The organism is Pseudoalteromonas sp. T1lg122 (assembly GCF_002964825.1).
Lineage (GTDB): Bacteria > Pseudomonadota > Gammaproteobacteria > Enterobacterales > Alteromonadaceae > Pseudoalteromonas > Pseudoalteromonas gelatinilytica.
The window spans coordinates 25,102-38,155 of sequence record NZ_PQCG01000023.1; the positions used below are offsets into that span (position 1 = coordinate 25,102).

Here is a 13,054-nt window from a genome sequence, read left to right on the forward strand (position 1 = left end):
GATTATCAATTTTCTGGCTTTATCCCTATATAAAAACAACTACAATAGTCGAGTCACTGATTAATACTCACAAATATAAGGGAGTAAGCATGTTAAATTTTAGCTTTGAGAATCCAACCAAAATTCATTTTGGTGAGCAACAAATTAAAGAAATTCAAAATGAGATCCCAAAAAATGCCAAGGTGCTTGTTACTTATGGTGGCGGTAGCATCAAGAAAAACGGTGTTTATGATCAAGTTAAAGCCGCATTAAGTGAGCATACTTGGTTTGAATTTGCGGGTATTGAGCCAAACCCAAGTTACCAAACATGTATGAAAGCGGTAGAGCTGGTTAAAGAGCAGCAAATTGACTATATCTTAGCTGTAGGCGGTGGTTCAGTGGTGGATGGTAGTAAATTTATTGCCGCTGCGGCAGAATTTACTGGCGAACCATGGGATATTTTAGCAAAAGGCGCTGAAGTTAAATCTGCAGTAGCACTTGGCGTTGTACTGACATTACCTGCAACTGGCTCAGAATCAAACACGTTCAGTGTTGTATCAAACTTAGAAACGCAAGACAAACTGCCGTTTGCCAGTGAGTTTGTGCGTCCTCGTTTTGCAGTTCTTGATCCTGCAGTGACATTCTCATTACCTGAGCGTCAGGTAACGAATGGTATTGTGGATGCGTTTGTGCACACGATGGAGCAATACTTAACATATGATGTGGGTGCCAAATTACAAGACCGCTTTGCTGAGGGGATTTTAATGACCCTTATCGAAGAAGGGCCAAAAGCATTCTCTGAGCCTGATAACTATCAAGTGCGTGCGAATATTATGTGGTCAGCAACTATGGCATTAAATGGTTTGATTGGTGCAGGTGTACCACAAGACTGGGCAACCCACATGATTGGCCACGAAATGACTGCGGTGTATGGCTTGGACCACGCACAAACATTAGCGATTGTATTACCGCGTATGATGGCAGAGCAAAAAGACACGAAGCGTGGCAAGCTATTACAATACGCAGAGCGAGTGTTAGGTCTTGATATCAGCGATGAAGATGCGGCGATTGATAACGCCATTGCTGCAACAGAAGCATTTTTCCATAGTGTTAAAATGCCAACTCGTTTAAGCGATTATAAGCTAGATGAAAGTGTTGCAGATAAACTTGTTGCGCAGCTTGAGCGCCATGGTATGACGGCGCTTGGTGAGCGTGAGCAAGTTACACTTGAAAAAAGCCGCGCGATTTTACTAGCGAGCGTTTAACTTAAGATTATAAATAATCCCATCCCTGCCAGTGTTGTGTAGTATATGTTGTGCGTCTTATAAGCCACGATAACAGATACGATAGCAGCACTTAGGTAGGGATTTTGCCAATCTAGATTTATCCCTTCGTCATTAATAAACACAATGGGCACCCAAATTGCGGTGAGTACTGCTGGGGCGCTAAAACTTAAGAATTGCTGCATTTTGGGGCCGACTTTAAACGGTAATGCACGGTGCAAAAATAAGTAACGTGTGAAGAAGGTGATACACGCCATTAATAAAATGGTGGTCATCATTGTGTATGCTCCACTTTTGCCTGCCAGCGACTAATTAGGTAACCCACTGTCATAGCGATAAGAGCCGCAGTGACAAGCCAAAGTTGAAAGCCCTGATTTTTTAATAGCGTTGCAACAACGCCAGCGGTGATTACAGTAGCCAGTGTTGCAAGGTTCTTTACACCCGGAATAACTAAAGCAATAAACGTGGCTGCGATGGCGAAATCAAGCCCTAGGTGTGTTAAATCGGGGAGGAGGCTTCCTGCGACAATACCAAGCAGGGTCCAGATATTCCAGGCAATATAAAAACTAAACCCGGCACTGAGTGCATAAATAAGGCGCACTTTTGTGCGATAGGCTTTGCGATGATGCGAAAAAGCAAATAATTCATCCGTCAATACAAAACTCACAGGCAGGCGCCAACGAAAGGGTTGATCAATGACTTTGTGACGAATAGCTAAACCATATAAAAAGTGCCGTGAGCTAATAATGAGTGTGGTAAATAAGATAGTTAAAAGCGGGGTATTGCCGGCCATTAATTCAATCGCAACGAGTTGTGCTGAGCCTGCAAATACCAACAACGACATAGCTTGTGTTTCTAAAGCACTGAAGCCATTTTGAACAGCTAACGAACCACATAAAATCCCCCAAGGTAACACCGCAAGGCATAAGGGGAGCATGTCGAAAAATCCTTTTAGCAAGGCTCTTATTGTTGATTTATGCATCTTATCGCTCATGTTTGTTGTTATGGCTCAGATCAAAACGGCTGAAATAGAGGTGTGTCAAAATAACTGAAGTTTGCAATAATGTATAGCCGAACCCGTTGCTGAAATTTCATATCTGCAAGTTATAAGCGTCTTTTAAAGGGAAAGTTACAATGTCTAAAGTTAAAGTATGGGATGGCTTTATAAGAAGCTTCCATTGGTTATTAGTTGCGGCCATCGCAACACTCTATTTTAGTGCTGAAGAAGGTATGTTGGAGCTGCACTTTGCTGCAGGCTACTTTACCTTGGCGCTTATTATTACACGCCTTGTTTGGGGCCTTGTTGGTAGCAAAACGGCAAAACTCTCTGCACTTATTCATTCGCCTGTTGCGGCAATAAAATCGTTTAAAAGCAGTGAGCATAAGGCGGGTCATGGTGCGGCGGGTAGTTATATGGTGATCGCTTTCTTTGTTTTGCTTATTGTGCAGTTAACCTCGGGCTTAATGACTAGTGACGATATTTTAACGGATGGCCCGCTGGTGGCGCATGTATCAACAGACACCGTAGAGCTTGCTGGTTGGTTGCACCATCTAAACTTTGATATTTTGTTGTATGCCATAGTGTTACATATTCTGGCGATTGTGATTTACCGTATCAAGGGTAAGAACTTAGTAAAACCCATGCTAACGGGCAGTAGCGATCAGGTATCGGTCACTGAGCCAGTCACTAAATCACCCGTACTCGCTTTTATTATTTTTGCAGTATGCTTAGTGGTGTTATTTACGACGTGGGGCGCAGAGCCGCTCAGCTATTTGCTTGGGTAGCAACTTCAAAACATGAAAAAAGGCGCTAATAAGCGCCTTTTTAGTTTAAATGATTACTAGACTAGTCTTTGAAAGACTTATGGCAATCTTTACAACCTTTAGCCCATGCGCCAAATGCTTTACCAATTACTTTTTGGTCGCCACTTTGTGCAGCTACTGCTAGCTCATCAGCATATTGTTGGAAAGCGACTGCTTTTTTCATGAAGGTTTCGTTGTCGCTCCAAACAGCTGCAAGTGCAGATGTATCACCTTTATCGGAACCCGCTACAAAAGCTTCCCAAGGCATTTTTGATAATGCCGCTGCATTGTTTGCACGCTTTTGAAAACGTTCTGCATCAAAAGGTACTTTTCCTTTTAGCATATCGCCCATGTCACCAATTTGTACGCGGATCATTGAAAATGCTGCCTGACGATACTCGATTGCATCGCTTGGTTCTTCAAATACAGAATTTGCTGATGCGCCCAGTGCCATTGTTGAAAGCATTGCACCTAGTACTAATTGTTTTAATTTCATTCCTTTTGCCCCTTAAGATGTCATAAAAGTAAACTAACTGAGTTGTATCTTAGCCCAATATAATATTCAAGTGTATTGCGGTTAATCTTAATTAATCATTAATATCAATATCGGCGAAGATCATACCGCGGCGCATGCTTCTTGTTGCTAAGAAAACCTCGCCTAATAAAGATAAAAAACCACAAATCAACAGTGCCATAGCAGCCACAAAACAGCTAGCAATCGTCACGCTTAAATTAATTGATTGAATGTGTGATAAGAATAAGCACATGACCACGGCGCACACCAATAAAGCACTGAGTACACTCAGACTAAATGCAATATGAATGCAGCGTGAGCGTTTTAACAGTGCTCTTAACTCTGTTGTCAGCGACTTATTGAAGTCTTCATCGGTACTGACTTTAAGCTTACGCTCTAACTGTCTCGCTCGATCGGTAATACGCGCTAAGCGGTTTGAAAGCACGCCTAACGTTGCTGCAATACCGGTAATTAAAAAGACCGGTGCAACAGCAGTTTGAATCACTTTTGCCATAGTAAGAATGTTGATTACTTCTGAATTCATTTAACCGTACTCTATTTATTAAAACTCAATACATGATGTTCATTTACAAATGTTTACAACTCTAGCTTGCATGTTTAAACCTCAAAAAAACATATGCTTACAGCTGTTTTGTTGTTCGGTTGCGCACTGAATGTAACGCTAATGTAACGGAAATGTTGTTCTTGTTTGGGTTTCCGTTTTATATTGGGACTGAAACGTAGTTTCAATCACTATTTAGACGATAACATAACATATCCCAGGGGAACCCATGTCTAATAATCTAATAAAAAGAACTGCAGTTGCTTTGGCTGTAACCAGTGCAATGTGCGCTAGTGCACAAGCTAATGACTTTTCTAAATATAATCTTGCCGGTAAAAAATTAATTAAATCGAGCGCCGTCACTAAAAAAGAACAGAAAGCTCATCGTGAAGCGACAAGCTGGCTAGTAAAATTAAATGCTCCAGCAACAATTAATGCGAAAACAATGGGTGCAGATGTAGCATCGATTCAAGCGCAAGCAAAAGTAGCGCAAGCAAACGTAGAACAAGCTATTAATAGCATGGATTTACCAGTACAAGTTGTTGCTAAAACATCAACATTAGTAAGTTCAATCGTAGTGAATGGTAACAAGCAAGATGTTGCTAAGTTACTATCGAATTCTCAAGTTGAGGGCATTTACCCAGTATACGATTATGAGTTGCATGTTGCTGACAGCGCTGACTATATTGAAGCAACGCCTTTAGTTTCTAATGGTTTAGCAACAGGTGAAGGTGTTCGTGTTGCTGTACTTGATACAGGTATTGACTACACTCACACTGCTTTTGGCGGTGCGGGTACAGATGAAGCATATGCTGCAGCGATTGCTGACCCTGCTTCTGTAGATTGGCCACAAGGTAAGGTATTAGGCGGCTACGACTTTATTAATGATGATGCTGACCCTATCGATGTGACAACTAACCACGGTACACACGTTTCTCACTCTGTGAACGGTATCGCGCCAAACGTAGATTTATTCGTTTACTCTGTGTGTAATAGTGGCTGTCCAGGTCTTGCGCAATTATTAGCACTTGAAAGCGCAATGGATCCGAATGGTGACGGTGATATGAGCGACCGTGTTGACGTTGTAAATATGTCACTAGGTGGTGATTACGGTGATATTGCCAACGATGCTGTAGGTCTATTCATCAACCAAGCAGTTAAGCTTGGCACAAACGTTGTTATCTCTGCTGGTAATGACGGTGCATACCCGTTCATCGTTGGTGGTCCAAGTACAACTGAAAACGCTCTTTCAGTAGGTGCAATGACTCACCCTACAGGTGAAGAATCAGTTGGTAGTGGTACAGTTAATGGTGAAGAAGCGATTGTACAACCAGCCAGCTTCGGTCCACAAACCGCATTCAGTTACACCAGTGACAACCTTGAGCTAGTTTACCCTGACGCAAACCAAACAGCATGTGAAGCGTTTGCTGATGATGTTGATTTCACAGGTAAAGGCGTAATTCTTGACCGTGGTGCGTGTAACTTCAGTGCGAAAGTATATTACGCACAAGAAAAAGGCGCAGTATTTGTTATTATCGCAAACAACACTGATGATGGTACGCCAGCACCTATGGGTGGTTCTGAGCCACTTGTTACAATTCCTTCAGTAGGCGTAACATTTGCAGCAGGTACGGCGCTTAAAGCGGGCGGTACATTTAATTTAACGGTTGAGCGTCTTGTTATGTCTGGTGCGATTGCAGACTTCACATCGCGTGGTCCTTCAATGGGCGGTCTGTTAAAACCAGAAATTACTGCACCAGGTGTTAACATCATGACTGCTCATCCGGGTCTTGGTGATGGTCTTACAGGCGCAACGGGTACATCATTCTCTGGTCCTATCACAGCAGGTGCGGTGAGCTTATTGAAAGAAGCGCTACCAGAGCGTAACGCGTTTGAAATCAAAGCGACGTTAATGAACACTGCAAACCTAAATGTGACTATGGAGCCATTAGCAATCAACCCTGATGCTGAGCTTGCACCAATTAGTTACATCGGTGCGGGTCTTGTTGATGTAAACAAAGCGGCTAACTTACCAGTTGCAGCGTGGGCTGCAGATACTAAACAAGCAGCACTTTCGTTTGGTTTAGTGAATGCATCAGAAACCGTTGAGCTAACTAAAACAGTTCAAGTTAAGAACTTCTCTAACGAAGATAAAGTGTACACGCTTTCTCTTGAACAACGTTATGCAGATGATGTTGAGCGTGGTTCATTCGCTCTTGATTACCCAGAGTCAATCACAGTGCCTGCAGGTCAAACAATGTCATTCGACGTAACTGCGACAATTGATCCTGCAACGTTACCAGAGTGGACATTAACGGATGACAATATCGGCTCACAAGATGCAACGGCTGATTTAACTAACCTAGAACTTGATGGTGCGTTAATCTTCTCTGAAGGTAGTGATGAAGCATTCCACCTTGTTTATCACGTATTACCAAAAGCAAATGCAGCAATGAGCTTCATGCCTGTGGTAACAGATAATGGTGTTGCACATGAAGTGACAAATACAGGTGCTGTAGCACTTGAGCCAGTGTTCGCGCCAACAGTAATGACTGATGATGTTGATGAAGACCAACGCTTTGACTTAGTGGGTGCGTCAATCGAAACGTTTGCTGTATCAACTGAAATCTGTGAAAGCGGTTTTGTGACATTAACGACGCTTGTTCTAAATGAAGGTATTACACACTCTTATGTGGGTGGCTTCATGGCTGACTTCGATATGGACCAAGATGGCGAATACGATGTAACGGTACAAAATGGTAAGTTAGAATGGTTCTACGATGTTGAGCCAGGCACAGCAATTACCTTTACACACGGTTACGGTAGCGCGTCTGGTTTCTTAGACAATGTTTACCAAATCATCGGTAATAACCACCTGACAATGCAAAGCTGTATTGAAGCATTTGGTCTAACTGCTGAAGATATGGGTAAAGCGAGTGCAAGCATTCGTTTCCGTACAGAAGAAGAAACATGGACGCCAATTGCATCAGGTGAAGGTGATGTTGCAATGGGTACTTACACATTCACTGATGCATCAAGCGATGTATATGCAATGCTTGTTGATGACGCTGGTGAAGTGGTTAGTTCAATTGAACCAGGTGCTTCAGCGACATTATACAATGCAGGTGAAGATTTCATGATCCTTTCAGACTCAGGTTCTAAAGCATATGCTGCAACACCTGAATCTGATTCAAACACTCCACCAGTTGTTGCTGATGCTGAGTTCTCAGTAAATGAAAATGCAGAAAACGGTACGGTAATTGGTACCTTAGAAGCAACTTACGGTGCTGACTTAGCAAGCCCTGTAACTGAGTTTATCGTAATTAGCTCAACGTCAACGGCTGTGTCAGTAACATCTTCAGGTGATGTTGTAGTTATGAATCAAGACGTACTTGATTATGACGCTGGTTTAACATCAATTGAGCTTGAAGTTGTTGCAACTGACAGATCAGGTAATGTTTCAGAGTCTGCGATGGTAACTGTTACAGTTAACAACCTAGCTGATGAAGCATCTGAGAACCAGTTGTAGTTGAAGAGCCGAAGAAGAAATCTTCTTCAGGTTCACTAGCATGGTTAACATTACTTGCTGCACCGTTCGCATTTATGCGTCGTCGTAAGCAAAAGTAATTACTTGATAAGTAATTGATAAAAGGGAGCTTCGGCTCCCTTTTTACATTGCTTCACAAAGGCTACTTATATATTGCAGTTTTTTTACTTATATTGGAGACGGAATAATAAAAACGAACACAGGAATCCCATGAAAGTTGGCCATTCACTTTGCCTTGCGGCACTCTCTTTAGCTGTTCTATCAGCGTGTAATAAAGTCCCAGATAATAAAGAACAAGCTGTTATTACAGAGCAAGTTCAGATTGCAGCACCCGTCGCCAAAAAAATACCTCATGAAATGACCATTCATGGTGACACACGTATCGATAACTACTATTGGATGCGTGATGATGAACGCAAAGATGCCGCTGTTATTGCTCATTTGAATGCTGAAAATGCGTATGTTGAAAGTAAACTGGCACATACTCAAACGCTACAAAACACCCTATTCGAAGAGCTTAAAGGGCGTATTGAGAAAGATGACGATACCGTACCGACAAAAAAAGGGGAATATTACTACTTCTCACAAACGCGCGGTGATGACGAATACCCGGTTTATGTGCGCAGCAAAGATAGCCTAGGAGAAGATAAGCAGGTTATTTTAAATGTGAATGAGCTTGCTAAAAATCATGACTATTTTGCCGTAACCGGTTTAGCTGTGAGCCCAAATGGCAATTTGCTTGCTTATGGTGAAGATACCGTGAGTCGCCGTATTTACACAATTAAAGTAAAAGATTTAACCACAGGTAAAATGCTCACAGAAAGCCTTGAAGGCACAGAAGGTGATGTCGTGTGGGCGAATGACAACAAAACCTTTTACTACATCAAAAAAGACCTACAAACGCTGTTAGGCTACCAAGTATATCGCCATACGCTAGGCACCCCGCAAGCTGACGATGAACTCGTTTACGAAGAGGAAAACACTAGTTATTACACCGGTATTTACAAGAGCAAAGACCAACAAGAGATCTATATTAGTCATGGTAGCACCAGTGCATCTGGCGTCTCGGTTATTGATGCTAATGATGTCAAAGCAATGCCAAAACGTTTTATTGAACGCGAAGCAGGGCTTGAATATGACATCAAAAAGTTAGGCGATTGGTATTACATTGTTACTAATTTAAATGCAGTTAACTTTCAACTTATGAAAGTGCACCGCGATAAAGCGCATGATAAAGCGCAATGGCAAACGCTAATTGCTGGTCGTGATAACGTAAAGCTTGAAGGCATCGAGTTATTTAACAATCATTTGGTATACGAAGAGCGAGAAATGGGGCAAACCCGTATCACTATTCGTGACCTTCGTAACCAACAAGAGCAAGTCGTAGCGTTTAATGACCCAACTTATATGGTCTTTAGTTATGGTAATGGTGAGTTAGATAACCCTAACTTACGTGTTTACTATTCAAGTATGACGACGCCAGGCAGCAGCTACGATATCAACCTAGAAAGTGGCGAAAAAACCCTGCTTAAACAGCGTAAAGTGTTAGGTGATTTTAATCCTGACAATTATGCCTCTGAGCGAGTTTACGTGACCACCCGAGATGGTGTCGATGTTCCTGTGAGCCTTGTTTATCGTAAAGACAAGTTCAAAAAAGACGGCTCGAATCCGCTTATGCAATATGGTTATGGTTCGTATGGTGCGACCATGGATCCGAGCTTTTCTAGCTCTCGATTAAGCTTACTTGATCGTGGTTTTGTGTTTGCGATTGCGCATATCCGTGGCTCACAAATGCTGGGTCGTCCTTGGTACGAAGACGGCAAGTTGCTGAAAAAACAAAACACCTTTAATGACTTTGTTGATGTGACTAAATCATTAGCAGCTCAAAAGTATGGTGATAAGGATAATATCTTTGCCATGGGTGGCAGTGCAGGTGGCTTACTAATGGGGGCTGTTGTGAATCAAGCGCCTGATCTTTATAAAGGGGTGATTGCAGCAGTGCCTTTTGTTGATGTAGTCACGACCATGTTAGATGCCAGCTTACCACTGACAACGAATGAGTATGACGAGTGGGGCAACCCGAATGATAAAGTCTATTACGATTACATGCTGTCATATTCGCCGTATGACCAAGTTAAGAAGCAGGCTTACCCAAATATGTTAGTCACCACCGGCTTACACGACTCTCAAGTTCAGTATTTTGAGCCTGCAAAATGGGTTGCTAAGCTACGTGAATATAAAACCGATGATAACTTGCTGCTGTTCAAAACCGACATGGAAGCAGGGCACGGTGGTGCTTCTGGGCGCTTTAAAAGCTTGCAAGATACCGCTTTATATTACGCCTTTATGCTCGATTTAGCGGGTATCGAAAAATAATAACAACACAGGCATCCGTGATTAAGCGGATGCCTGCATTGCTAAATTAAAACGAAATTCACTGCCTTTTCCTAGGGTACTTTTTACGTTTATTTCACTATCCATTAGGGTGAGCAGTTGCTTACAAATAGCAAGTCCCAAGCCTGTTGAGCCTCGTTTTATACTATTACGTGCTTGATAATGAGGTTCGAAAATCGCATTGAGTTCATCCTCATGAATACCAACCCCGGTATCAGACACTGCCACGTATAACTGATCACTTTGCTGGCTAACTTTAACGGCTATTTCACCGCCATTTGGGGTGTGCCGAATGGCATTTTCGATTAAGTTTGTAAGCACCCGCTCTAATTTTGCAATATCTGCTGTCACGGTAAAATCGCAAATTTCGGGAATAACCTTGAGCGAAATACCTGCTGATTGCGCTGTTAGAGCAAGCTTTGCCACACAATCATAAATCAACTCGCCCAAATTAAAGGTCTCGGATTGTATTTTCACTTGGCCGCACTCTAAATTAGCCAGCTCAAAAATTTGTTCAATCAGCTGTTTTAGTTGCTGGCAGTTATCCATTGCAAGGTTGAGATAATGACGTTGCTCAGGCTCGTTTAAGTGGCTATCCGGTTTATTGATCACCTCCAAAAAGCCGTGCAGTGAAGAGAGTGGCGTACGTAAATCGTGTGATAAATGAGTGAGCAACTCTCGGCGTTGCTTATCAGCGTGCTGTAATGACTTAAATTGCTCATCAATACGCGCCAGCATGGCATTGACGCCTTTGCTTAAATTGCCAATTTCATCATCAGCTGTATAGCTAGAGTCCAATGACATTTTGGTTAGGCTGTAGTTAGCCGCTTCTATTTTATTAAGCTCTTTATTGAGTTTTTTGAGCGGTAAGGTGAAAAACCGAAATAACAGCAACATCGCAATAAAGAGCGCAACTAAGGCGGCTATAAACCACATTGCGGCAAGCCAAAGGTTATCATTGGCTTTAATGTTTTTAAGGGTTGTATCGTAAGCTTGCCCGCCAATTATCACGTACAAATAGCCTTGCAGTTGTTGCTGATTATAAACTGGTGCGGTCGAAAAAATTTTTACGCCATCCTTGCTACGTGGATCGTCACCATAAATTGGCGTGGCAGTGGGGTTGTCGAGTAGCTGCTGTATTGGGCTTAAGTTTATTTGTTGCCTCACGACTTGCCCTGGTTTAGCTGAATAAGTCAGTAAATGACCTTCTGGGTCTACAAAATAAAACTCAAATGCAGGACCAAGTATCATCAGCGTGTGAAATAAGTTTTCTAGTGCCTTATAGTCATACACACCTTGCTGGATCAGTGGGTTATCATGCACTAAATGCTCGGCTAATTGAAGGTGCAAGTTTTGCTGAGCATGGTGTACCGAGCTTTGCTCTAATTGCTTACTCCAATTTAAAACCAGTGCGCACAACAGGCTAAAAATAAGCACTAATGACCAAGCGAGTTTTTGATAAAGCGTCATTGATTTCATTAGTTTGCACTCAATTGACCGGGGTTTAATTTATAGCCTACACCCCAAACTGTTTCGATAAAATTGGCTGGGTGATGTTGCTCAAACTTACTGCGTAAACGGTTTATATGGGAATTAACCGTATGCTCGTAGCCGCTGTGTTGATAGCCCCATACTTGGTCTAGTAGCTGCTGGCGGCTAAAAACATGGTTTGGATGTTTAGCAAAATAGACCAGTAAATCGAATTCGGTGGCGGTTAAGTTAATTGCTTGGTCAGCTAAAAATGCTTGGTGGCTGGCAAATTCAATGTGTAGCTCTCCAAGTTGAATTGCCGCTTGAGCGCTATCTTCATGGTGTGATTGAGCTGCTATAAGTTGTGACCTATGCCGTAATTGCGTTTTTATTCGTGCTTGTAACTCTCTAGCGAAGAACGGCTTGCAAATGTAATCATCAGCGCCCATTTCCAGACCAATCACTCTGTCCATATCGCTACTGAGTGCGGTCAGTAAAATAACGGCAATACTTGGGTAGTGCTCTTTAATTTTGCGACATAAGCTCAAGCCATCCATTTGTGGCAGGTTAATATCAAGCAGTACTAAGCCATAACTTGAGCTGGCAAGCTTCTTTATTGCAGTTTCTGCGCTCGAGGCTTCATCAATATGTAAGTTTAGGCAGTGCAATTGTGTGCTGATAAGTTGGCGGATTGCTCTATCATCTTCGACGATTAATAATTTTTCTTGGCGCATGGCTCACTCCAAATCACAGAGGCACATCCTTATGACCTTCTGTGTAAGGAGTGCGATTATTATTGCGTCCGCGTTATCGTGATCCGAGCAACCGGGTTATCAAACTTATGCTGGCTGGTGAGCACTGAGTTTGTCAGGCCATCATCTTGACTAACCACACCTGGGTGCATTGCAACACGGTTAATATCGTCACGCATTTCGTTGTAGCCTTCGCCTGAGTCGGCAGGGCCTGGGATCGTGCCTTGTGCTTCAGAGTTAGCCTCTGTGCCTGCATCATAGGCAAAACTAGTGCGAGACAGTGACTCATTAACCGCTAACGAAGACACGTCTATTGCATTAAGACCGGTAAACGCGTCATTTGTATTCACCAACATGGTCGCTAAGCTGATTTTTAATGAATCAAGCTGCTCAGTACTCAGCATTAAAGTGACTTGCTCACCTGGAGGGAGTGGACTCTCAGCTGAGCTTGAGGCCATAGCAAAATCAGTTGCTAATAATTCACTGTTATCTCCTCCTTCAGCCATTAATTCGAGCGCAGCAGAAGCTGGTTCACCTATTTGCCAAAGCATACCCTCAGAGTGAGCAATGGCTGCAATCGGTGACAATGGTTGGGCATTGGTTAAATTCGTAACTTGTACTGTAAATTCATAGCTCATAACGGGCATTACAGGATCTGTTACTTCCACCTCGTTATTATCTGAATCCCCACAGGCCGCAAGGCTGGCACTCAATGCGAGGATAATTAAGCTTTTTGAAAAGCGCATAATA

General features: G+C 42.6%; 10 protein-coding genes and 1 pseudogene. 4 read left to right on the forward strand and 7 right to left on the reverse strand.

The genetic code is table 11. The annotated features are described in order from the left end of the window. Window positions 1-89 precede the first annotated feature (89 nt). Entirely contained in the window at window positions 90-1,244 is a 1,155-nt protein-coding gene (locus C2M33_RS10310; protein WP_063700603.1) for an iron-containing alcohol dehydrogenase, read from the forward strand. Here C2M33_RS10310 and C2M33_RS10315 read toward each other — a convergent pair. Then, the gene (locus C2M33_RS10315) at window positions 1,241-1,540 is read right to left on the reverse strand and encodes an AzlD domain-containing protein (RefSeq protein WP_063700605.1); all 300 of its coding nucleotides are present in this window, start codon (window positions 1,538-1,540) and stop codon (window positions 1,241-1,243) included. The two genes, C2M33_RS10310 and C2M33_RS10315, sit on opposite strands and share 4 nt — an antisense overlap. Then, the gene (locus tag C2M33_RS10320; protein ID WP_105174422.1) at window positions 1,537-2,244 is read right to left on the reverse strand and encodes an AzlC family ABC transporter permease; all 708 of its coding nucleotides are present in this window, start codon (window positions 2,242-2,244) and stop codon (window positions 1,537-1,539) included. Before C2M33_RS10320 ends, C2M33_RS10315 begins: the two co-directional genes overlap by 4 nt. 152 nt (window positions 2,245-2,396) lie before the next feature. On the opposite strand from C2M33_RS10320, the gene C2M33_RS10325 reads away from it, so the two are divergent. Then, window positions 2,397-3,047 carry a cytochrome b/b6 domain-containing protein gene (locus C2M33_RS10325; protein WP_063700607.1) on the forward strand — a complete coding sequence of 217 codons (651 nt, stop codon included), beginning with the start codon at window positions 2,397-2,399 and terminating at the stop codon, window positions 3,045-3,047. Between the two features lie 61 nt (window positions 3,048-3,108). Here C2M33_RS10325 and C2M33_RS10330 read toward each other — a convergent pair whose 3' ends face one another. Continuing rightward, a complete protein-coding gene (locus C2M33_RS10330; protein WP_063700610.1) occupies window positions 3,109-3,561 on the reverse strand; it encodes a c-type cytochrome in 453 nt (150 codons plus the stop codon). A gap of 91 nt (window positions 3,562-3,652) precedes the next feature. Next, window positions 3,653-4,123, reverse strand: coding sequence for a DUF2721 domain-containing protein (locus C2M33_RS10335; RefSeq protein ID WP_063700612.1), 471 nt, complete (start codon window positions 4,121-4,123; stop codon window positions 3,653-3,655). 247 nt (window positions 4,124-4,370) lie between these two features. Between C2M33_RS10335 and C2M33_RS10340 the strand changes: the two are divergent. Beyond that, a pseudogene (locus tag C2M33_RS10340) lies at window positions 4,371-7,768 on the forward strand (S8 family serine peptidase). 130 nt (window positions 7,769-7,898) lie between these two features. Next, window positions 7,899-10,064: a S9 family peptidase gene (locus C2M33_RS10345; RefSeq protein WP_063700615.1), complete on the forward strand. Its 2,166-nt coding sequence runs from the start codon at window positions 7,899-7,901 to the stop codon at window positions 10,062-10,064. A 21-nt stretch (window positions 10,065-10,085) separates the two neighbouring features. Here the strand turns inward: C2M33_RS10345 and C2M33_RS10350 are convergent, their stop codons facing one another. From C2M33_RS10350 to C2M33_RS10360, 3 genes are read right to left on the reverse strand one after another with little or no spacing between them, the layout of a single operon-like run. Next, on the reverse strand, window positions 10,086-11,561 hold the full coding sequence (locus C2M33_RS10350) for a sensor histidine kinase (RefSeq protein ID WP_105174405.1): 1,476 nt from the start codon (window positions 11,559-11,561) through the stop codon (window positions 10,086-10,088). Then, entirely contained in the window at window positions 11,561-12,286 is a 726-nt protein-coding gene (locus C2M33_RS10355) for a response regulator transcription factor (protein ID WP_105174406.1), read from the reverse strand. Before C2M33_RS10355 ends, C2M33_RS10350 begins: the two co-directional genes overlap by 1 nt. A gap of 59 nt (window positions 12,287-12,345) precedes the next feature. Then, window positions 12,346-13,050 (reverse strand): spondin domain-containing protein, encoded by a 705-nt coding sequence (locus C2M33_RS10360; protein ID WP_054563701.1) that lies wholly within the window; start codon window positions 13,048-13,050, stop codon window positions 12,346-12,348. Window positions 13,051-13,054: the final 4 nt, after the last annotated feature.

Excerpts from the sequence above, each read along its gene's own strand:
- C2M33_RS10310 (WP_063700603.1), top strand. The coding sequence starts at position 90 with ATGTTAAATTTTAGCTTTGAGAATCCAACCAAAATTCATTTTGGTGAG.
- C2M33_RS10315 (WP_063700605.1), bottom strand. The coding sequence starts at position 1,540 with ATGATGACCACCATTTTATTAATGGCGTGTATCACCTTCTTCACACGT.
- C2M33_RS10320 (WP_105174422.1), bottom strand. The coding sequence starts at position 2,244 with ATGCATAAATCAACAATAAGAGCCTTGCTAAAAGGATTTTTCGACATG.
- C2M33_RS10325 (WP_063700607.1), top strand. The coding sequence starts at position 2,397 with ATGTCTAAAGTTAAAGTATGGGATGGCTTTATAAGAAGCTTCCATTGG.
- C2M33_RS10330 (WP_063700610.1), bottom strand. The coding sequence starts at position 3,561 with ATGAAATTAAAACAATTAGTACTAGGTGCAATGCTTTCAACAATGGCA.
- C2M33_RS10335 (WP_063700612.1), bottom strand. The coding sequence starts at position 4,123 with ATGAATTCAGAAGTAATCAACATTCTTACTATGGCAAAAGTGATTCAA.
- C2M33_RS10345 (WP_063700615.1), top strand. The coding sequence starts at position 7,899 with ATGAAAGTTGGCCATTCACTTTGCCTTGCGGCACTCTCTTTAGCTGTT.
- C2M33_RS10350 (WP_105174405.1), bottom strand. The coding sequence starts at position 11,561 with ATGAAATCAATGACGCTTTATCAAAAACTCGCTTGGTCATTAGTGCTT.
- C2M33_RS10355 (WP_105174406.1), bottom strand. The coding sequence starts at position 12,286 with ATGCGCCAAGAAAAATTATTAATCGTCGAAGATGATAGAGCAATCCGC.
- C2M33_RS10360 (WP_054563701.1), bottom strand. The coding sequence starts at position 13,050 with ATGCGCTTTTCAAAAAGCTTAATTATCCTCGCATTGAGTGCCAGCCTT.